This is a genomic window from Desulfosporomusa polytropa, from assembly GCF_055380075.1.
Genome location: NZ_AP042400.1, coordinates 3,781,413 through 3,803,807, shown reverse-complemented (window position 1 = coordinate 3,803,807; position 22,395 = coordinate 3,781,413). Strand labels below are relative to the sequence as shown.

17 protein-coding genes are annotated in these 22,395 nt (G+C 48.0%); 11 read left to right on the top strand and 6 right to left on the bottom strand.

Going from position 1 to position 22,395, the window contains the following annotated elements:
- Positions 1 to 124: 124 nt before the first annotated feature.
- The 5 genes from ACZ449_RS19430 to ACZ449_RS19410 all read right to left on the bottom strand — a co-directional run bounded on the left by ACZ449_RS19430 (position 125) and on the right by ACZ449_RS19410 (position 4,468).
- Positions 125 to 241, bottom strand: a complete 117-nt coding sequence (locus ACZ449_RS19430) for a DUF7577 domain-containing protein (protein WP_464257709.1) — start codon at positions 239 to 241, stop codon at positions 125 to 127.
- A gap of 54 nt (positions 242 to 295) precedes the next feature.
- Complete coding sequence (locus ACZ449_RS19425; protein WP_464257708.1) at positions 296 to 625, bottom strand: 4Fe-4S dicluster domain-containing protein; 330 nt, start codon at positions 623 to 625, stop codon at positions 296 to 298.
- Positions 625 to 2,946 (bottom strand): molybdopterin-containing oxidoreductase family protein, encoded by a 2,322-nt coding sequence (locus ACZ449_RS19420; RefSeq protein WP_464257707.1) that lies wholly within the window; start codon positions 2,944 to 2,946, stop codon positions 625 to 627. The genes ACZ449_RS19425 and ACZ449_RS19420 overlap by 1 nt, the downstream gene beginning before the upstream one ends.
- A gap of 442 nt (positions 2,947 to 3,388) precedes the next feature.
- A complete protein-coding gene (locus tag ACZ449_RS19415; protein ID WP_464257706.1) occupies positions 3,389 to 3,706 on the bottom strand; it encodes a DUF362 domain-containing protein in 318 nt (105 codons plus the stop codon).
- Positions 3,707 to 3,745: 39 nt separating this feature from the next.
- Positions 3,746 to 4,468 carry a DUF362 domain-containing protein gene (locus ACZ449_RS19410; RefSeq protein ID WP_464257705.1) on the bottom strand — a complete coding sequence of 241 codons (723 nt, stop codon included), beginning with the start codon at positions 4,466 to 4,468 and terminating at the stop codon, positions 3,746 to 3,748.
- A 425-nt stretch (positions 4,469 to 4,893) separates the two neighbouring features.
- Between ACZ449_RS19410 and ACZ449_RS19405 the strand changes: the two genes are divergently transcribed.
- From ACZ449_RS19405 to ACZ449_RS19355, 11 genes are all read left to right on the top strand, one after another.
- Positions 4,894 to 6,609 carry a sensor histidine kinase gene (locus tag ACZ449_RS19405; RefSeq protein ID WP_464257704.1) on the top strand — a complete coding sequence of 572 codons (1,716 nt, stop codon included), beginning with the start codon at positions 4,894 to 4,896 and terminating at the stop codon, positions 6,607 to 6,609.
- Positions 6,606 to 7,271, top strand: coding sequence for a response regulator transcription factor (locus tag ACZ449_RS19400; protein ID WP_464257703.1), 666 nt, complete (start codon positions 6,606 to 6,608; stop codon positions 7,269 to 7,271). Before ACZ449_RS19405 ends, ACZ449_RS19400 begins: the two co-directional genes overlap by 4 nt.
- 223 nt (positions 7,272 to 7,494) lie before the next feature.
- The gene (locus tag ACZ449_RS19395; RefSeq protein ID WP_464257702.1) at positions 7,495 to 9,213 is read left to right on the top strand and encodes a ShlB/FhaC/HecB family hemolysin secretion/activation protein; all 1,719 of its coding nucleotides are present in this window, start codon (positions 7,495 to 7,497) and stop codon (positions 9,211 to 9,213) included.
- 12 nt (positions 9,214 to 9,225) lie between these two features.
- Complete coding sequence (locus ACZ449_RS19390) at positions 9,226 to 15,294, top strand: YDG domain-containing protein (protein ID WP_464257701.1); 6,069 nt, start codon at positions 9,226 to 9,228, stop codon at positions 15,292 to 15,294.
- A complete protein-coding gene (locus tag ACZ449_RS19385; RefSeq protein WP_464257700.1) occupies positions 15,291 to 15,557 on the top strand; it encodes a hypothetical protein in 267 nt (88 codons plus the stop codon). The genes ACZ449_RS19390 and ACZ449_RS19385 overlap by 4 nt, the downstream gene beginning before the upstream one ends.
- A gap of 53 nt (positions 15,558 to 15,610) precedes the next feature.
- The gene (locus ACZ449_RS19380) at positions 15,611 to 16,006 is read left to right on the top strand and encodes an OmpH/Skp family outer membrane protein (RefSeq protein WP_464257699.1); all 396 of its coding nucleotides are present in this window, start codon (positions 15,611 to 15,613) and stop codon (positions 16,004 to 16,006) included.
- A gap of 243 nt (positions 16,007 to 16,249) precedes the next feature.
- Positions 16,250 to 16,591 carry a hypothetical protein gene (locus ACZ449_RS19375; protein WP_464257698.1) on the top strand — a complete coding sequence of 114 codons (342 nt, stop codon included), beginning with the start codon at positions 16,250 to 16,252 and terminating at the stop codon, positions 16,589 to 16,591.
- Positions 16,592 to 16,861: 270 nt separating this feature from the next.
- Positions 16,862 to 17,866, top strand: coding sequence for a beta-ketoacyl-ACP synthase III (locus ACZ449_RS19370; RefSeq protein WP_464257697.1), 1,005 nt, complete (start codon positions 16,862 to 16,864; stop codon positions 17,864 to 17,866).
- A gap of 41 nt (positions 17,867 to 17,907) precedes the next feature.
- Positions 17,908 to 18,915, top strand: a complete 1,008-nt coding sequence (locus ACZ449_RS19365; protein ID WP_464257696.1) for a hypothetical protein — start codon at positions 17,908 to 17,910, stop codon at positions 18,913 to 18,915.
- Positions 18,916 to 19,048: 133 nt separating this feature from the next.
- Complete coding sequence (locus ACZ449_RS19360) at positions 19,049 to 19,294, top strand: acyl carrier protein (protein WP_464257695.1); 246 nt, start codon at positions 19,049 to 19,051, stop codon at positions 19,292 to 19,294.
- A 124-nt stretch (positions 19,295 to 19,418) separates the two neighbouring features.
- Entirely contained in the window at positions 19,419 to 20,417 is a 999-nt protein-coding gene (locus ACZ449_RS19355) for a beta-ketoacyl-ACP synthase III (protein WP_464257694.1), read from the top strand.
- An 8-nt stretch (positions 20,418 to 20,425) separates the two neighbouring features.
- On the opposite strand, the gene ACZ449_RS19350 is transcribed toward ACZ449_RS19355, so the two are convergent.
- The gene (locus tag ACZ449_RS19350; protein ID WP_464257693.1) at positions 20,426 to 21,427 is read right to left on the bottom strand and encodes a hypothetical protein; all 1,002 of its coding nucleotides are present in this window, start codon (positions 21,425 to 21,427) and stop codon (positions 20,426 to 20,428) included.
- Positions 21,428 to 22,395: the final 968 nt, after the last annotated feature.

Sequence of the window (22,395 nt, the reverse complement as noted above, 5' to 3'; positions counted from 1 at the left end):
CCCAAATTCTTCGGGGCGTTTTCGAAGCATAACCAAACTAGCTAAAGAGGTGAATACGACATTGCCGTAATTGAACAGCAATGTCTATATTCAGAATTGATGACTGGTATAATTCATCAATTATTTATTTTTTTTCAAGTGGTTCTTTGCATTTTCTGCAAACGGTACTTGTAGAAGGATTTACTGTTCCACAGGAGGGACATTTTACTGATTTAAGCGCGGTTGGAGGACGAAAGCACATGTTATTTCTCCTTTCTCATAAATTACTAAAGATCATTCTATTGTTTTATGCTTTTTACTTTAGCGAGAATAAGACCATTTTCTCCCGGTCGATTTTTTTTGCCAAATCAGTAACTTCACCGAAAGACATACAACCAGCTTGGCAGTGTTTTACGCAACTCGGAACTTTGCCTTTTTCAACTCTATCTTGGCAATGATCACACAACGCTGTAGGCGTAGGAATAAAATCATATTGCCATTTTCGGTTATCTAGCTCTGTTGGTCCAAGTGTTTTTATCTCAATTCCCAGCGTTTTAGCATCATAGCCGTGCTCTTGCTGACATGCAACTTCACAAGTATGACAGCCACTGCAATATTGATAATCAATCAACAAACCATGCGCCATTATTTATCGCTCCCTTCATGTTTGGAAATTTTACATAATAATGATTTATATGACGCACCGATACCCGATTTTCCAGGTCTCATTGGAACCAGACAGTTTATATTGGACTCAAACACTCCAAACAAAGTGCCATCTTCCGGATCTCTTTCCGGGAACCACCATGCGTGGTCGGCTGATACCGTATCTTTACGAATGCGTGTAGAAAGCTCTGCTTTCAATTTGCACTTTCCAAAGTTATTCTCTACATCTACCCAGTCGCCATCTCCAATACCGTATTTGGCGGCAGTTTCCGGATGGATCGTAATCATAGGCTCTGGATTTATCCTACGCATTGATGGACTTTGTCGATGTTCTGAATGGAACAGAGCCCATCTTCTGGCACCAGTTGTTAATACTAATGGATACTCTTTAGCTAGTTCAGGAGTACTGACAGGACTTTCTGGCGGCTCAGTATAAATAGCCAATGAGTCCATATCAAACATCTCCAAGAACTCACACTTGAATTCGTATTTCCCACTGGCTGTTTCAAATCCAGGCTCTCCATCTGATCTTAGCAACCCTTTTTCATGCTTATAATATTCAAACTCCGGATAAGCCCAGGTCCGTTCTTTTATATCATCATAAGTAATACCAGCATGTTCGAGGATTGTATTATAGAACTCTTTATCGTTATTCCATTCATTTCTATCTGGTCTAAAACGTTTACCCATTTCATAGATTATTTGTTGGTCAGATTTACATTCACCAACTGGTTCAACTGCTTTAACAATCGCCCCGAGATAATAAGGCTGGTGCCCTGTCAATCCTATTCTCTCTGCAAAGCCTGCGGCAGGCAGCACTACATCGGCAGCAGCCAGTGCAGTCGGAGTCATAAACATATCTACGACAACATTGAATTCCATCTTCAGCAGGGCTTCCAAAATTCGTTTCGGGTCTGCCCCCATGCAGGTGATTGGGTTATTCGTTTGCATCCAAGTAGCTTTAATCGGATAGGGCTCACCGGTAAGCATTGCCTTTAATAACATATCCTGACTGATACAATTCATTGCTTGTAATGTAGGATAATCGGAGTTCATCCGCTTAACAGCTTGTTCTTCCGAAAGTATGGGTTTGTCCCCACCCCAGCGCCCCGACCATGTTTGTGCTACGCCAAAGCAAGGACGAGCTGCAACCATAGAGCCTGGTTTTTCCAAATTACCAGTTAAGGCGACTAAGTCCATGCAGGCCATACCAGTTATAAACCCTTCAGAAGTATGGTCCATAGCGACTCCCCATTGCAAAGTTGCAGATTTTGCTTTTGCAAAGGCGCGCGCAGTATCCCGTATCAAGGAAGCATCAACCCCACATATTTCAGCTGCCTTTTCCGGGGTATATTCTTTACAATGTTCGGCATATTCCTCGAATCCATAAGTCCACTTTTCTACGAATTCTTTGTCATATAAGCCTTCTTCGCAGATGACATTGGCAAATGCCAGCGCTAATGCAGCATCCGTTCCGGGTCTAACCTGCAAAAAGTACTCTGAACGTGCAGCAAGCCACGTCAATTTAGGATCAATTGTAATTAACTTACTGCCTCTCTTCATACATTCAACAATCCAATGCCCTAAGAAACCATCTGAGTTTGATACGACCGGATTATTGCCCCAGATCAAAATATATTCGGGTATCTCATAACCGGGATGATCATAGCGATCAGGGAAAAATTGAGAATAATCACCAACGACCAAAACACCTAACTTCAATGCAGTGCTGAAAACTCTTGGTACATAACAGGCATTACCACTAAGAAATCCCATACCATAATTGGGGCTACCCATGGATTGCGCAATTCTGCCGCCATAACCGTTAATGTCTCGGCCAGTTCCTTGCATCACATAGATACTTTCCGGGCCATATTTTGCAAAGATTTCTTTTAAGCTTTCTTCAATGAAGTCATAGGCTTGATCCCAGGTAAGTCTTTCCCATTTATTTTCGCCACGCTTACCTACACGTTTCATTGGATATGTAAGACGATCCGGATGGTAGAGCATCTCCTTAACGGCTAGACATCTCGGACAAAGCCGACCTTGATTATATGGATTTTCCGGGTCTCCTTCAATCTTTTCCAACACACCGTTTTTGACATACATTAAGACACCACAGTTATCGTGGCAGCCTGGACCTGTGCGGGCATTGCCGCGAAAAACAGTATACCCGTCTTCTTCCCAAGTCCATTTGCGATCCCCCGGAACATCCTGTGTTTTAAATTCTTTAACGTCTACTATGGCATTACCATATTTTATTTTTGCACTGCCTTCGGTATTTAAGTTTTTCTCTTCCATTGTTTCCTCCTTAAATGCTTGGTTTTTGAATGACTCTTACCAATCCACCTCCTACGTTGTAGCAATACAGTGCAAAATTCATGCCATGTTCGACAATAACTCTATAATAATTGGCAAATATCACGCCTTACCCAATGACAACCTTTTCCCTAAATCTAGCAATCTCGGATATATAGATATAAGTAAAGTGTTTTTTTAAAAAGTTAAATCAGCAGCTTACGTATCTGTTTTATGAGTACAACTTGATCGTTAAAATAAGTAATTATGGCGTGGGATTTTCAGATTGAACGAGCCCTCTTCTTTTTCTGTTTCAAATTGGTTATACGAATTTGTTATTTAGCCATAGTTTCATCTACACAACCCATAACATAATAAAAAAATGCTAATACCGAATTACACCCCAATTTTCAGACAACATCTGAAAACTGGGGTGTAATTGATATTAGTACTTTACCTCAATTAACTCATATTCCATTGATCCCATACCAATTTTGGCTGCGTGTTCAATCTGAATGCTGGCGTTTCTTTGTGGAAATGCCAAATGGCCTAACGTATGTCCATAAACAGCTTTCGTCAAATCCTGTGTTACCTGGTCAATGGCTACCGGATCACTAGATGCCAAGATGCCAAGATCAGGTATTAGTTTCTCACCTGGGCTTTTTACGAGACAGTCGCAGTTTTGCGTCATATTGGTTAACACGTTGAAATAGAAACATTTCCCAGGCTTATCAATCACGGCGCCTAAGGCGTGTTCAGCCATACTCTTCTGAAGATAACCTTCGTCAGCATTAAAATTGTATTATACCGCATCGAACCGGCATGTTGCTATACACTCTCCGCACCCGATGCATTTGTCTGCACGAATATATGCTTTGCTACTATCTTCGATAATAGCATCGGCAGGACACCATTTCATACATTTCTGACAATATGTACATTCTGTGCTATCAATCGTAGGCAATACAGCCGAATGTTGGCGTCGTTTCCCCTTGCGACTTGCTAAACCCATACCGAGATTTTTGATACAAGCTCCTAATCCCGTAGATATACAGCCGGTAGCATGAGAGACAACGAATAAAGCATCGGAACCCATAATTTCTCTGGCAACGTTTACTGTTTTATGAAGCTCGCCTGGTATAGGCACTTCATACTCGGTATTGCCCAGTAAGCCATCAGCCATAACAAAGGGAGCACCAACATTCTCGATGCCAAAACCCTGACGATGAGCTTGCATGAGATGTTTAACTGCATTATGCCGCTCTCCTTTATATAATGTTGAGGTTTCGGTCAAAAACGGAACTCCATTCGCACTTTTTACTTTTTCCACTAGTTCACGGATTAGCTCAGGCTTAATTCGAGTATTATTCGTTCCCTCACCTACATGAAGCTTAATTGCGACGAAGTCGTTACTGCCAAAGATGGATGATACCTCAGCGGCAGAATAGAGGTTACTTATAGCTTGTGCCTGTTCCACTGCAGTTGCGTCGTCTGATAACCTACAAAAATATACTTTTGATTTCAAAGTAAAATGCCCCCTACTTAATTTAATATTCTGGTTCATTGCATGTCTAACTTAGAACTGCATGCATTTAGCTGTTTTACTTTTTTATTTAATGCACAAATCATGCCAAAGAATTAAACCTTTAAAAGGTCTTGGGTAGCTCCACCAACTAAAACCGGAATTGTTGTAACTGGGGAATAAAATATCGAAAAAATCCATTATTATAAAAAATAGGGAGGAAGTATTAGTCAGTGAAATAGCTAAAAGAAGCGAAAGAACCGTCACTATGCTTCAAAACTTAATTTTTTACATAGCGGCCATCTGGGGATGCCAGGTGATAGAAGGACTAATTGCCAATTCTGTCGAAAAGAGGATGAAAGAAATCACGGGAATGGGCCAAAGGGTTGGGACACGTAGGTTTTAGGGGATAGAGAGTGTGATGTTGTATGCCGTCTGTTGAGGTTTTTCTGCCTGTTGACAACATAATAGGGTATTTACTTATTGCAGCTGTTTTTGAAGCTTTGGCGGTCTATCTCTTTCAATTCCGCAGCACACCGGGAGCTATGCTGCTGGTTTATTGTCAGATATGTAAGGGCATCTGGGTGTTGGCCATAGCTTTTTGCAGTATGAGTCCGGATTTGCCGACAAAATTGTTTTGGGCTAGATTTACCGAATGGATGCCTATTCTGCTTATCTATTTCTGGTTTGAGTTTATTTGGCAAGTCAGTCAGCAAAAAGGAAAGCGGCTGATGGCAGTACCGTATATTGTGCGGGGAATCGCTGCCACCTTAGTATTGATTATTGGCTTTGACAACTGGCTAGGCTGGTATTGGGGTCCTATTTCTCTGGACGGGCAGGTTCTGACGATTGTTTTTGGGCCTGCGATCTGGGTGACATTTGCTTTTTGTTATCTCTTGAATCTGATATGCCTGGGTTTATCTGTCTGCTGGATATATTGTAGTAACGGATTGCGCCGGCGGCAGGCCATAGTAATATCTGTGACGCCGTTATTTAACTTTATTGGTAATATCTTAGGGTATACCTTAGAATTTCAGGTTGTGTCACCGCAGATAGTGGGATTATTACTATCTGCAGTTTATGTAACTTGGGTCTTTTACTGGTGGCGGATTTACAGCATTTTGCCTATGGCGCAGGATGCTGTCACCCGTAACATGAATGACGGCCTCATGGTTTTGGATGAAAAAGGCTACATCGTGGACATGAATCCTGCAGCGAAAGCCATATTCACAGGGATTCCGGCAGCGGCAGGCGATAAATTTGCACAAGTTGCCGCCGACTGGCCGGTATTGACCGGACTTGGCGATAATCCCAGTACGGAGGTTTTGGAAGCGAGCAGAGACTTTGCCAATGAATGCCGCTATTATCAAATAAGTACACTGCTGTTTCAAACCCCTCAAGGCCATATGCTCGGCAAAACGATATTATTCAAAGATATTACTGAGCAAAAACGGGATCAGGCCAAGCTGGTTGATCAACAGAAAGCTTTGTCCATTATGGCGGAGCGTGAACGGCTGGGAAGGGAACTGCACGACGGGCCTGGCCAATTATGGAGCTATGTCAATATACAGGTGGAAGCTGCCCGCTCGCTGCTGGAAAAGAAAGAGCTTGTCCAAACCGATTTACTTTTGGAAAAACTGGCTGGAGTGACCCAGGATATGCATGTCGATCTCAGGGAATCGATAGCCGGGCTGCAACTGACGGCTACGCGAGAAGGAGTATGGCAGACGTTAGAAGAATATCTGCAATGGTTTAAGCAGAATTATGAAATTGAAACTGAATTAATGATCAGTGATGAATTTGCTGCCGGTCTGCTGTCCCAGACTACCGAAGTGCAACTGCTGAGAATTATTCAGGAAGCATTGACTAATATTCGCAAACATGCCAAAGCTCAGCAGGTCAAGGTCATTATCAGGGGCAATAATGGATTGGTGGAGATTCGGGTAGAAGATGACGGGTGTGGCTTTGGTTTTGCCGAAGGCTCTGAGAAAAAGGGCAGCTTTGGACTGAAAATTATGCAGGAGCGGTCAGCAGAGATCGGAGCGCAGTTTCATATCCAATCCAAGCTGGGTGCCGGCACTACGGTCATTTTACAAGTCCCGTTGGTCCATCCCACCCACGGCGGAAAGGAAATGTCGCTATGAGAGTACTATTAGTTGATGATCACGCCTTATTTATCGATGGACTGAAAAATTTTTTGACCGCCAATGACATTGAGGTTGTGGGAATGGCGATGAATATACGGGAAGCTATGCGCAAAACGGAAGAACTAGCACCTGAGGTCATTTTGATGGATGTTCAGATGCCGGGCGGAGACGGGATTGAGGTGACCCAACTCATCAAGGCCAAATTCCCTGAAATAAAAATTGTAATGCTGACAGTATCCCAGGATGACAACCATTTATTCCAAGCTATTAAAGCTGGAGCATCCGGGTATCTGCTAAAAGGAATGCCCAAGAAACAATTCCTGCAACTATTGGACGGGTTAAAGAACGGCCAGTCGCCGCTTTCACCCGGTTTGGCAGCCAAAGTACTGGTGGAATTCGCCCGGCTGCAGCGGGAACGGGAAACTGCGAGTAATATTGCCGATAAGACCTCTTTATTAAGCTCCCAGCAAATTGAGATTCTTAAGTTGGTAGCCCAAGGGTTAACCTATAGGGAGATTGGCGAAAAAATGTATCTGAGCGAAGCCACAATTAAATATCACATGGGTGAGATTACCAACCGACTTCATCTGGAGAATCGATCCCAGGTGCTTGCTTTTGCATCTGAAATTAGATTTGCCGCTGGTAAAGAAGATAGTTGAGAAAGAACGGTAATGGTGGTTAACACAAAAATACATAGCTTTTGATAAAAAGTATAGGAAATCTATACTTTTTTTTTGTCAAAATTTATACTTTCGTCTAGTGTGCCTTTTAAAAGATTCTGCTACGCTTTTTATAGTAATAGAAAAACAACATTTCACCGAAGTTATTCTGGAAAAGTAACACCACATATCAAATATAAACTCGGAAAAAGAGGAGAAACCGATGAAGAGCAACTTTCTACAGCACAAGAGACGAATATTCATAAGTCTATCCATAATTGCTTTGGCGACCTGTTCAGGTTATATATTTGCCGCTCCGGCCAGCGCCGCGCTCCCCAATAGCGGCACCGCTATCGAAGGCGCCAAGCCACCGGTTATCCAGCAACCCGGCAGCCAGGCTCCGTCTATCCTTGTCGAAGGACAAGCTCCTTTGCCGCAAGAGAGCGATAATCAACAGAAAATTCCCGTCAGCGGCTTTCGCATCAGCGGCGAATTGCCGGTGACGGAGAAGGAACTCTTAAGGCTCGTCCAGAGTGAAGCCGGTAAAGATATCACCCTAGGACAACTGAATGCCCTTTGCGGCAAAATCACCCAGCACCTCCGGCAGCAAGGCTACCTCGTCGCCTTTGCCTACCTGCCCGCCCAGGATATTATGGGCGGCATTGTCGAAATCGCCGTCGTACCCGGCAAGTACGGTGAAGTAAAAATCATCGGTGATGGACACCTCAATCATGACCGGCTGAAGGACATGCTCTTTGTTGCCAAACCCGGTATGCTCATCACCCGCCCACCCTTGGAACGGGCGCTGCTGCTCATCAGTGACCTAAGCGGCGTGTCTGTCAAGGCCACATTGACGCCGGGAAAAACGGCCGGTACCGCCGATCTCGTCCTGGAGGTGGCCGATACCGCCAAAGTGAGCAGCACGCTCTACGCCGACAACTGGGGCAACCGCTACACCGGCCGCACCCGCTACGGAGCTCAAATCGCCGTAAACAATATTAGCCAAAGCGGCGACACATTCAACCTGGGCGGACTTACCACCGGCCAGGGTATCAACAACCACAACCTCGGCTATAGCGCCAACCTTGGCAATGACGGCGCCAAAGTCGAAGTGAAATACTCTCGCGTCAACTATACCCTGGGGGATACTTTTGCCGGGCTGGGAGCCACCGGCCAAGCCGAAGTTACCAGCTATGGCATTAGTTACCCCTTAATCCGGGGACGGGCTTTTAGCCTCTACAGCACCGTCGGCTTTGACAGCAAACATTTGCGCGACGATATTGCGGATTACGGCAGCTACTCGCCACGAACCAGTAAACTGTGGAACCTAGGACTATCCGGCAGCTTTGCCGATACCTGGCTGGGGGGCAGCACCAACGCCTTTACACTTACCCACTACCGGGGCAAACTCAACTTCCAAGATGCGACAGCCTTGGCGACCGATGCCACAACCGCCCAAACCGACGGCGATTTTGCCAAAACCGTATTCACCTGGCAGCGCCAGCAATATGTAGCGAAAAATCTCAATTTCAACCTTGACTTCACCGGCCAACTGGCCGACAGAAACCTTGACTCCTCGGAAAAACTCTACCTCGGCGGCGCGGACGGCGTACGGTCCTTCCCGCAGGGCGAGGCTTCCGGGGACCAGGGCTACAAGCTGACCGGCGAACTCAGGTGGCGGCTTCCGGGCCTGTCCACTCCAACCAACAGCCTGTACCTAAATGGTTTCTATGACTATGGCAGTGTCATGATGAATAAGCGGCCATACAGCACGGATACCAACCGGCGCAGCCTGATGGGAGCCGGCTTAGGGCTCTTGTGGACGCGCTCCAACGACTTCACCATCCGCCTGGACTATGCCTGGAAGCTTGGTCAGGAGACGTCCGCTGCTGACAGTAACAAGAACGGACAACTATGGCTGCAAGGCGTGAAATATTTCTAAGGAGGGGCTATTATGCAAAGAAAATGGAAACGGCGCTGGCAGCGCCTAGCAAAAACAATATTACCGCCCATTGCTGCAGGGCTGCTGATGGTATCTGCTTACAGCCCGGTCTTTGCCAACCCGGCAGACGGTACTGTCACCAGCGGCTCGGCGGTCATTACAGCCAATGGTTCGACTATGACAATAAACCAGGCAACCAATAAAGCCGTCATCAACTGGCAGAACTTCTCCATCGGCAAGGGCGAAACAGTTACCTTCGTCCAGCCAACGGCAACTTCTGTCGCCCTCAACCGGGTTGTTGGCAACAACGCCTCCAACATCTATGGTAACCTCAATGCCAACGGCAGAGTATACCTTATTAATCCCAACGGCATCCTCTTCGCCCCCGGGGCGCAGGTGAGCGTCGGCGGCCTGGTAGCCTCTACGCTGAATAGCAATGACAGCGACTTCACGAATGGCAAATATGTATTCGCCAAAGACGGCAGTGCCGGCAGCGTGGTGAACCAAGGTACAATCACCGCGGCTGACCATGCCGTCCTCATTGGACCGCAGGTCAAAAACGAAGGAGTCATCGTCGCCCGGGTCGCTTCTCTGGTGTCCGGGAACAAGGTCAGCTTGGACTTTACCGGCGACAAGCTCCTCAATGTTACGGTGGATGCCAGCGCGGCCGGAGGCAGTGCCGGCAATACAGGCACGATCACTGCCAACGGCGGCCTGGTTCTCATGAGCACAGGGACGAAAGACGCGCTCTTGAACACCGTCGTCAATAACACCGGCGTCGTCCGGGCGCAGACCGTTAACAATGTCAATGGTGTCATCCGCCTCGAAGGCAGCACCACCAACGTCGGCGGCACCCTGGACGCATCGGCGCCGAACGGCGGCGACGGCGGCTTTATTGAGACCTCGGGCGGCGTGCTTAACGTGGTTCCCGGCGCCAAGGTAACGACACTGGCGCCCGGCGGCAAAACCGGCCGCTGGCTGATCGATCCCAACGACTTCACTATCGCGGCCAGCGGCGGCAACATGACGGCTGACGATGTCGCCAACGCCCTCGCTAACAACAACTTTGAAATCCAGACCGCCACTATGGGAACGGCAGGCGGCAACGGCGACATCTTTGTCAATCAGCCTGTGCACTGGAGTAAAAATACCAAACTGACACTCTCGGCCCAGCGAAACATCAATATCAATGCCGAAATAATTGCCTGGGGTGACTCTGCCGGCCTGATCCTAAACAGCGGTAGCGGCGGCTACAATCTGAACGGCGGCACGATAACTCTGTTGGGCAGTAATTCTACCTTCAACCTAAATGGGACAGATTATACCGTCATCCACAGTTTAGAGGCTTTGCAGAATATGAAAAATAACCCTTCAGGAAAATATTTCCTTGCCGAACAGCTCTACGTCCCTGAAACTAAAAGTTGGAATTCTGGTGCCGGTTTTGCGCCAATAGGTGGCAGCAATGGCTTTACCGGCGTCTTCGATGGTGGCGGTCACCCGATCGATTATCTGTATATCAACCGCCCAGCAGAGGATAATGTTGGTTTATTCAGCCACACCGGCACCACAGCGGTCATCCGCAACGTTAGTCTGACTCATGCGGACATTGTTGGTCGTCAATGGGTTGGCAGTCTGGCGGGCTGGAACGAGGGTACCATCACCAACGTCTGCAACTCTGGGAACACTGGGAAGGTCAAAGCCATTGGCGGCTATGTCGGCGGCCTGGTGGGTGTGAACTCGGGCTACATCACCAATGCCTACAATAACTATAATGTCAGTACTAACGCTAACGAAGTCGGTGGCCTTGCGGGTGCGAACAGCGGCTATATTTACAACGCCTACAACACCGGTGATGTCAGTAGTGGCAGCTACGATTTTGCTGGCGGCATAGCGGGCACTAATGCCGGAACCATCTTCAATACCTACAGCACCGGGGAGGCTACTGGTAGAAATTGGAGCGGAGGTCTGGTGGGGGATTATACTAATTTCTTTGCCGGTTCCGTCAGCCGCAGCTACTACGCTACCACCAACAAGGCTGGTCAGCCTATCAATCCCAGCAGAGGTTCTCTCAACAAAGCAGGCGAGCCTAAAACCCTGGCCGAGCTGAAAGATCCAGCCACCTTCGCAGGTTGGGCGATAGATGACAAGGGCGGCACCGGCAACATCTGGCGCATCTACAGCGGTAATAGCACGCCGCTACTCAGAAGCTTTCTGCAGCCGCTTACCGTAACTGCTACGCCTGACGGCAAAACCTATGACGGCGCCGTTGCTGCCGGCAGCAATCTCCCTTACACCCCGAGCTTCGGCGAAATCAGCGGTAGTCTGAGTTACACCACCACCAGCAAAAATGCCGACACTTACCGGACAACAGATGGCACACTTACTCTCTTCGGCCTCTATTCCAGCCAGAAGGGTTACGACATCAGTTATGATGCCAGTCTGACCATCAATAAAGCCAATCTGACCGTCACAGCCGACAATGTAACCAAAACCTATGACGGTACCACCGCTGTAACAGGCGGCAAGGCAATAGCGGCAGGAGGTACGCTTTTCGGAAGCGAAAGCCTAAGCGGCGGAACCTTCGCCTTTACCGACAAAAACGCCGGGACGGGCAAGACGGTAACGGTCAATAATGTAACGGTCAACGACGGCAATGGCGGCAACAACTACAACGTAATCTATGCGATCAATACCACCAGTACCATCAACAAAGCCAATCTGACCGTCACGGCCAACAACGCAAGCAAGACCTATGACGGCTTGGCTTACAGCGGCGGCAACGGTGTAACCTATAGTGGCTTTGTCAACGGTGAAGGCAGTTCCGTACTGGACGACAGTCTGACCTATGGCGGCAACAGCCAGGGTGCCAAAAACGCCAATACTTACAGCATAACGGCAAGCGGCCTGACCTCGGGCAACTACTATATAACCTATAATCCCGGTACACTGACCATCAATCAGGCGGCGCTGACCGTCGGCCTGACCGGTAGCGTAACCAAGGCCTACGACGGCGATAACACCGCTGCTTTGGCTGCCGGCAACTACACTATAGGCAGCGGCTATGTAAGCGGCGATGCCGTATCAGTCGCCAACACGGTTGGCAGCTATGACTCGAAAAACGCCGGCAGCGGCAAAACAGTCACCATCACCGGCCTGGCCTTAAGCGGCGCCGACAAGGATAACTATTACATTGCCAACGCCGGCGGCAGCGTCAGCGGCGCAGTGGGTACCATCAATAAACGGAACATCACCGTAAGTGCGGCGGCCGATACCAAGACCTACGACGGTACTGTGGCATCAAGCCTGACACCGACAGCAAGCTGGCTGGCAGCGGGCGACGCATTAAGCGGCGTGCAGGAGTACAGCGATAAAAATGCCGGCACCGGCAAGACGCTGTCGGTAACAAGCTACTCGATCAACGACGGTAACAGCGGCAACAACTACAACGTAACGGCGGTCAATACCAATACCACCTGCATCATCAATCAGGCAGCACTGACGGTCGGCCTGACCGGCGGCGTGACCAAAACCTACGACGGCGACAACACCGCCGCTCTGGCTGCCGGCAACTACACTATAGGCAGCGGCTATGTAAGCGGCGATGCCGTAGCAGTCGCCAACACGGTTGGCAGTTATGACTCGAAAAACGCCGGCAGCGGCAAGACGGTCACTGTTACCGGTCTGACCTTGAGCGGCGCCGACAAGGATAACTATTACATTGCCAATGCCGGCAGCGTCAGCGGCGCAGTGGGCACTATCAATAAGCGGGACATCACGGTAAGTGCGGTGGCCGATACCAAGACCTACGACGGCACTACAACCTCCTCCCTGACGCCGACGGTAAGCTGGCTGGCAACCGGGGACGCATCAAGCGGCGTGCAGGAGTACAGCGATAAAAATGCCGGCACCGGCAAGACGCTGTCGGTAACAAGCTACTCGATCAGCGACGGCAACAGCGGCAACAACTACAATGTAACGGCGGTCAATACCAATACCACCGGCGTCATCAACAAACGGGACATCACGGTAAGTGCGGCAGCCGATACCAAGACTTACGACGGCACGGCAACCTCCTCCCTGGCGCCGACGGCAAGCTGGCTGGCAAGCGGCGACGCATTAAGCGGCGTGCAGGAGTACAGCGATAAAAATGCCGGCACCGGCAAGACGCTGTCGGTAACAAGCTACTCGGTCAACGACGGCAACAGCGGCAACAACTACAACGTAACGGCGGTCAATACCAATACCACCAGCGTCATCAACAAACGGGACATCACGGTAAGTGCGGCGGCCGATACCAAGACCTATGACGGTACTGCGGCATCAAGCCTGACACCGACAGCAAGCTGGCTGGCAGCGGGCGACGCATTAAGCGGCGTGCAGGAGTACAGCGATAAAAATGCCGGCACCGGCAAGACGCTGTCGGTAACAAACTACTCGATCAACGACGGTAACAGCGGCAACAACTATAAAGTAACGGCGGTCAATACCAATACCACCGGCGTCATCAACAAGGCGGCACTGACGGTCGGCCTGACCGGCGGCGTGACCAAAACCTACGACGGCGACACCACCGCCGCTCTGGCTGCCGGCAACTACACTATAGGCAGTGGCTATGTAAGCGGCGATGCCGTAGCAGTCGCCAACACGGTCGGCAGCTATGACTCGAAAAACGCCGGCAGCGGCAAGACGGTCACTGTTACCGGTCTGACCTTGAGCGGCGCCGACAAGGATAACTATTACATTGCCAACGCTAGCGGCAGTGTCAGCGGCGCAGTGGGCATCATCAATCAGGCAGCGCTGACAGTCGGCCTGATCGGCAGCGTAACCAAGACCTACGACGGCGATAATACCGCCGCTCTGACTGCCGGCAACTACACTATAGGCAGTGGCTATGTAAGCGGCGATGCCGTATCAGTCGCCAATACAGTCGGCAGCTATGACTCGAAAAACGTCGGCAGCGGCAAAACAGTCAGCGTTACCGGCCTGACCTTGAGCGGCGCCGACAAGGATAACTATTATATTGTCAACGCCGGCGGCAGCGTCAGCAGTGCGGTGGGCACCATCAATCAGCGGCCCATCACCATCACTCCGAACGCCGGCCAAAGCAAGATTTACGGCGTAGCCGATCCCACGCTGACCTATACCGCCGCTGGCGGCCCTAGCACTACCGGCAACGCCATTGTCAGCGGCGATACCCTAAGTGGCAGCCTGACCCGGGAAACTGGCAGCGCTGTCGGCAATTACCTCATTGAACAAGGCACGCTGATCAGCGCCAACAATCCCAACTATGCGATCAGCTATAGCACGACACCGGTTACTTTCGCCATTACCGCCCAGCCGGTCTCGCCAAGTACACCCTCCACTCCCTCCACACTGACAGTCACAGCCGACAACAAGACCAAGGTCTACGGCGAGGCCAATCCGTCACTGACCTATAGTGTCGGTGACGGCGCGACGACGCTATCCGGCAGCCTGGCCTGCGCCGCCGAGGCCAGTTCCGCTGTCGGCAGCTATGCCATTACCCAGGGCACACTGGCGTCCGGCAGCAACTACAGCCTCAGCTACATCCCCGGCACGCTCACAGTCACCCCGGCCACACTGACGGTCACCGCCGCCAGCCTCACCAAGCAGGCAGGCCAGACCACGCCGCCGTTGACCTACAGCGTTAGCGGCCTTGTCGGCGGCGATACGGCCGCTTCCGTACTGAGCGGCTCCCTGGCCGGCGCCACCGGTTCCGGCCCCGGCAGCTATGCCATCACCCGGGGCACGCTGGCAGTAAACGCCAACTACATCCTCTACTTCACCCCCAGTGTGCTGACCGTCACCGGACCAGCAGTGAATGCCGCCTATGACGCGGCCGTCGTTTATGCTCACCAAATCCCCGGTGGAACAGGCCGGCCAGGCCCTCTGTCCACCTACTGGAGCCCGGTCAGCGGCTACATGGCCGGTGCAGCCGGCAGCTATGTACCGTTGACCATCCGCGGTAGCGGCATCAACACCGACGGCTATGTACTCTGGACCGCGTTAGGCAGTTCCGGCCCAATTGATAATGAACCAGCAAAAGGAGTGTTGAACCAATGAACCAGGAAATCTTCGCCGACGGCATCAGCGCCGTCCATGTCACCGGCAATGTAGTAAGAATTGATTTGATGACACTGCAGCCCCACCTGAAAAGCGACAACGGCCAGCCGGTGGTCGAAGTCAATCAACGGATTATCATGCCGCTGGAGGGCTTCGTCCAGTCGCTGGCACCCCAGCAGGACATCGTCAGGCAGTTGATAGAAGCCGGCGTGTTGAAACAGAACGCTGTTTTCGCAACAGAAACGCAGGAGCAAGGAGGATGATATAACGTGATTACTATATGGCGTAAGCGAATTTCCCCCTTCCTATTGACCCTGTGCCTGTTCCTGTCCGCCTGGGGCACCGCTCAGGCTGCGCCGGCAGCCGCCGGACAGGTTGGCTATGTCAACTTTATCTACCTGGTCGATCAGCACCCGGTACGGCCGTAGCCAATGCCGTCCTTAAAACGGAGCAGGAGAAGGCCAAACAGGAATTTGAGAGTAAAGCGACCGGTCTGAGCGACAAAGATAAGCAGGAACTCGACCAGCAGCTTGGACAAAGAGTAGAGCAAAAACGGCTGGAGCTCTTGCAGCCGATTTCCGCCAAGGTAGTGGCAGCCGCCAATGAAGTCGCCAAAGAAAAGGGCCTGCCCATTGTCATCGGCAAAAATGAAGTCGTCTGCGGCGGCGTGGATATCACAGCCGATGTTTTGAAAAAAATAACCGGCAAATAAACATGCGAATGGCCAGCCAGGAAATATCCCGGCTGGCCATTCGCACGTTCACGGAAGTGTATGATTTACCTATGTCTGATACTGTGAACCGAGAAAATACGTAGCTTTTGATAAAAAGTATAGGAAATCTATACTTTTTTTTGTCAAAATTTATACTTTCGTCTAGTGTGCTTTTTTTTAGATTCTGCTACGCTTTTGGTAAGTAATAGAAAAACAACATTTAGTATAAAAGTTGGTGATTCCTTGAAACAGGTGGAAGTCGTTTTCTGTGGCAATTCCCTATATCTCTCCATGTTGGCGGCCAGCCTGCAGCAAAATGAGCAGTTTCGCATTTGTATGACAGATCACGATCCGACTGACGCCATACCTGAACTAAAAATGCTTTGCCCGGATGTGTTGATAATGGAAGCGGTTAACACCACTTCGTTAGAAATCGATCCGGCGCTTAGAAATACATTTCATCGGATGCTTGTTATAGTCTACCGGCAAACAGATTCAATAGAGGTATTGTGTGAAGAACGGAGGTTTACCGCATCGGTGGATAGCCTGAAACAGGTAATCACCGAGGCCTTTTCAGGAAACTAATACCACATGTCAAGCCAGAGTCCAAAACCAAAGCAAAGGATGGTACGATAATGCATAATTTTAACTCGTCCACTTCCAGTGTCTTGCCGCAAAAACAACTAGAATTTATTGTAAAGCAACGAGAGAAATGTTATAATTTAGCCAAATTCGATACTTAAACCAATAAATTAGCTTAATCGCGCGAGTAAATAGAGATTATCTGTGTTGTAAATATAATTTTAAATTAATTTAGTGTTCATAAGCAGATTATTAGATGGGGTGGGTATATTGGTGGACAAAAAGAATGCTGCTATTACGGGAGTAGGTATTTATGTTCCAGATCAAGTGCTCGCTAATGAGGAATTGGCTAAAAGAACGGAGACCAATCCTGAGTGGATATGGACTCGAACGGGAATCAGCGAACGGCGTATTGCCGATCCTGAACAAGCGGCTTCCGATTTAGGGGTAATAGCTGCCGAACAGGCATTAAGGAATGCAGGAATATCAGCCGAAGATGTGGATTTAATTATTGTGGCAACCGCTACTCCGGATATGTTATTTCCTGCGACTGCCTGTATTATACAAGCTAAACTTGGGCTGAAAAGTACACCTGCCTTTGATTTGGAAGCAGGATGCTCTGGTTTTATTTATGCGCTCAATGTTGGATCTCACTTTATTACAAGTGGGCAGTGTCGTGCGGTATTAGTTATTGGTGCTGAAGTGCTGTCACGAGTACTAGACTGGGATGATCGTGAGACTAGTGTGATTATGGGTGACGGCGCAGGTGCCGTTGTCTTGCAGCCAGCGCTTCCGGGATACGGTATATTGTCTTGCTGTTTGGGTGCAGACGGTTCTGGTGGGGAGTATCTGAAGCTTCCTGCTGGGGGTTCACGTATGCCGATTACTCACCAGGCTATCGAACAGAAAATGAATGTATTTCGCATGAATGGGCCGGAAGTATTTCGCTTTGCGATGCGGAAGGTGCCTGAATCTATAAAGCAGGTACTTGAGGCATCCCAAACTTCCATGGAAGAAGTGGAGCTAATTGTTCCTCATCAAGCCAATCTGCGTATTCTCGAGGCGGTGGCTAGAGTCCTGGACATTTCTATGGATAAATTCGTAATAAATATGGATAGATATGGAAATACTTCATCAGCTTCGATCCCGATTGCTCTGTACGAGGCTTTGGAGAGCGGCCGGATCAAACATGGGGATAATATTGTACTCACTGGTTTTGGGGCCGGACTAACGTGGGGTTCCGTTATTATGCGATGGCAAGACAATTTGCGGCCTTAGTTCCGAGTTGCTAGCGTGTGGGATTATCGAGGGGGAAGATTATGACGGCAGAGGTGTGGTCTATCGTACCTGTTGGTAGTGGCAATGTCGGCCATGTGCCTGATTTATTCCGGAAAGTGTATGGAGACGAGTATTTGCATAGCGAAGTATATCATCCGGAGGCGTTGTGGCAGCAAATCCAAACAGGAAATAAAGTGGCTGTACTGGCTTATTCTCCGTTAGGTCTGCCGATTGGGTATGTGGCCTTAGGACGATTGAGTTATAATCCCCGCATTTGGGAAGAGCAGGGTCTGATTGTTGATCCAAAATACAATGATTCTGGAGTAGCAATTTCGCTGGCGGAGTATTTTACTAAGCGAGAGAACCACCAGAACATTGATATAGATGGTATATTTTCCTATGCGGTGTGCCATCATTACTTTACCCAGATTATTTGTGCAAAAGCTGGGTGGAATGATTGCTTTTTAATGGTAGATTTTATTGATAAGTCTCTTTATACCCAGCAACCGGATACTACTAGGGTAGCTTGTGTGATGATGTATGCAGAATTCACAGAACAGAAAGAAATAGGATATTTACCGCGGCAATATGAGGATATCATTCGTCAGATTGCACAGCCTTTGTATCCAAGAGAGTTTCGCATGGCGAAAGATCCATTACCTGACAGCAAGGTGACAATTTGTGAATACGCTGGTCATATGCCAGCAGGTAGTTGGCAGATTGCTGTTCGAGACATCGGAGCCGATTGGTCAGATATTGTATCTGAAATCCTGGAACAGGCTCACAAGCGTAAGATAGTCAGTCTGCAGGTAATACTTAATATGGCTTGTCCTTATATTGATGCTGCTGTAACTATTTTGCGAGAGCAGGGATTTTTCCTAGGCGGGCTGGCGCCCCGCTGGTTTGGGAGTGATGGTATTTTAATGCAAAGGATTCTGGGCAAAGAGCCGGATTACGATACTATTAAACTTTATACCTGCCCCGGCAAAAACTTGCTGGTTTCTGTTCGAACTGATCAGCAAGCAGTACGGCAACTGTCCGCACAGTAGGGCGAAAGACCTGTTTAATTGGGTGTTAGCAAGCCAATTACCATATTCTGTTCTGGTGGAGTAAAAGCCAAGCAGATTTTGGTGGATGGAGCTATAGATTGATCAAGTGGTAAATGGGAGAGGGGGATTATAAATGGCAACAACAATGGAAAGATTATGCGCCGTAATTCTGAAGTTCAAAAAGGATAAGATTTCGGCGGCGTCACTCAAGCCCGAAGCTCTGTTTCAAGAAAACCTAGGATTTGATTCTTTAGATTTTAGCGAATTACTCGTTTTGGTCGAGGATGAGTTCAGTCTGGAATTGGATTTGGATGGACTGAGGCAATTTACTACGATTGAGGCTATGGTCAAGTATCTCGACAGTCGTCTTGCTGGTTAAGCTTCCTTGATTGTGGTAATAAAATGATGAAAACCTCTGCTGTTAGGTAAAAAGACTTGATAGTGGAGGTTTTCGTTTATGGTCTGTTAAACCAACTTATTCATGCTACTGAGGAGTGAAGAGTATGTCAAATGATAAGATCAGGGCAGGTATTGCTGGAATTGGCATGTATGTTCCAGATAAGATAGTAACCAACTCCGACTTGGAAAAAATCGTAGAAACTAGTGATGAGTGGATTCAGTCACGTACAGGAATCAAGGAACGGCATATTGCCAGCAAAGAACAGGCAGCTTCCGACTTGGGAGTTATTGCTGCTCAACGGGCTTTAGCAAATGCAGAAATTTTGCCATCAGATGTAGATTTGATTATTGTTGCGACAGCTACCAGCGACATGCAATTTCCATCAACTGCCTGTGTTATCCAGAATGCGCTGGGACTGAATGATATTCCGGCTTTTGATGTAACAGCAGGTTGTGCTGGCTTTATTTATGGATTATCAATAGGAAGCCAGTTTGTTGAAAATGGGACATATCGGAACGTCCTGGTAATAGGAGCCGAAGTATTATCGAAGATAACCAATTGGACAGATCGGGAAACTTGTGTGCTGTTGGCTGATGGTGCTGGTGCAGTTGTGTTGCGTCCGGCTTTGCTGGGATATGGCTTGTTGGCGCTACGGTTGGGGGCTGATGGTTCCGGAGGCAAACATTTATTGATGCCAGCAGGGGGATCGCGTATGCCAGTAACGCCGGAGGCTATTGAAAAGAAACTGAATACTTTACATATGAATGGCCACGAAGTGTTTAAGTTTGCAATGAAAAAGCTACCAGAAGTAATGCAACAGGCATTGGAAGCAGCTAAAATTGACAAGGACGAGGTTGCGCTAGTGATACCTCACCAGGCCAATCGACGCATCATTGAGGCGGCGGCTCGTAGTTTAGAAATGCCTATCGAAAAGTTTATGATAAATCTGGATAGGTACGGAAACACTTCTTCAGCCTCTATCCCGATTGCTTTACAGGAAGCTGTGGAAAATCGCTTAATTAAACCGGGAGATTATATTGTATTGGTTGGTTTTGGCGCAGGCTTGACTTGGGGATCTGTTGTTATGCGATGGGGTGAGTAAAAACCACCTTAACGGCTTACTGCTTCCCGGTCAGCACGAATAAACGCCAGTAAGTCTTTGGCCGTTTTACTATATAGCTTAATTTGATTATAATCAGGTTCTAAATCCAGCACTTTTTGCATCAATAATCCATCACTACCAAACCATTGTGGAAGCAATCCTCCCAGAAAGAAACCGCGTTCCCGCATAGCACTTACAGCAGCACCCAAACATGGTAAAGCAGTATTAACCGTGATTTGCAGACTGATTACGTTTCTACGGGCAGCTTCACTCAAGAGTGTGTCAATGTAAGTCTGCCAGTCAGCGCCGATTTCCCAGACTGCTATCTTCCAAGTCTGGGCAGCCGCGTAATACTTATCCTCTTTGACAGTCAAGCCTGCTACAGGCAAGGCCTCATCAGCGAGCAGAAACGTTCGCTGCTTCAAAGACTGAGCTAAAGTGTGCACAATCTCGGCATATTCTGCCGGAACATAAACGGCTGTGGTTGGCTCCGGAATTTCCAGAAAACTCATCACACAAGATATTCGCTGGGGGGTTACTGTTCGGTGATCTTTAAAACTTTCACCTGCTAACTGCGACAATTCTAGAGCGCAATCGCGCATGCCTGACTTGATAGCACCAATTTGCGTAGTATAATGGTGAGAAACCGCTTCACAAAATATACCATCATAGTCAGCAATTCCAATAATTGCTGGATTAAAGTAAATTTTCGCCAGAAGTGACGATAGACTGCTGTGTTTATAAGCAGGATCAACTACCATATTTCCGGCCTCCCATAACCGGGGGTTAGGCGCGTTTTTAAACATGGAAACATAACCTGCTGGCTGACCATGCTGGTCAAAAGCCAAAGCGGCTGTTACGCGGCCTTCTGAGATTTCCCGTCCCAAGATGTCTGGCTCATACACATCCTTAACCGGGAAATCGTCACCATATACTGAGCGGAATACAGCACCAACATGCCTAGTATTGGTACTGTCTACTGGAACAACCTGAAATTCTTCATCAACCAACAGTTTTCCCTCCTATACCCATGTGATATAAAAATTGCAATCCTGATTATTACTTGCAGCCAGCCGCTATGTGTCTCCAATATTTCAGTTGCTATTTTTACATGTTATATTCCGTATACTCCATTGAAAAAGCTTTCTCCTGCTGTGAATTCATATTCGTTATTATCTATGCCCTGAGGAACGCGAATTTTTGAGGGGCAGGCTTGACCTTTTAACTTTATTGACTTATTTTAGAGGGATTAACGTTAACAGTGATACGGAGAAAGTTATCATCATTGGGGACAGGGGGATGTCAGACCGTTTTCGTATAGCCTGACGTCTCTTGATGTCAATAGTTACTTCCGTACAAAAATATCAGAAAAATAAAAAAGTAGTTGCATAACAACACTTATTATGTTATTATCTAAATAAGCACCATCCCTATAGCGACCTAGATTCAACCAAGTATTGCAGAGGTAGAAACTTTCAGTTTCCGTTGTTGCAAGAGGTTAGTATATCTGGCTCAGGATAGTGTTTTTTGTTTACCCGTTAGTGTCTTTAGTCTTCTAACCCCAAGTATTGAATTTAAGTAAGTGACTGTTTGAAACAAGTTTTTTCATCTGGTTTGTAGTGATCCATCTTGTCTATCTGGTATATATATCACAGAGTACAGGCGAATCAATTTAGTAAGTTTGGAACAGGTTGTTTGAGATTGTCGTGTTAGTTTAATGCTATAGGGATGGTGCGAGTAACAGGTAGGAAGGGTTAGCCTTCCTACCTGTTTTATGTGTGCTAACAATGGAAAAGTACTACTTTTATATTCCACAAATAAAAATTACTTGCATTTTCGCTTAGGTATAGTATAATGAAAATATTACAGATGAGGTCCAACGAAATTTCCATTTGTCCTTCTCAAACTGTATTTGTATTTACGTAAGGGAAGTCCTAGTGAGTGTTCGATTGAATCCAAAATTTGTTAATACATTTGA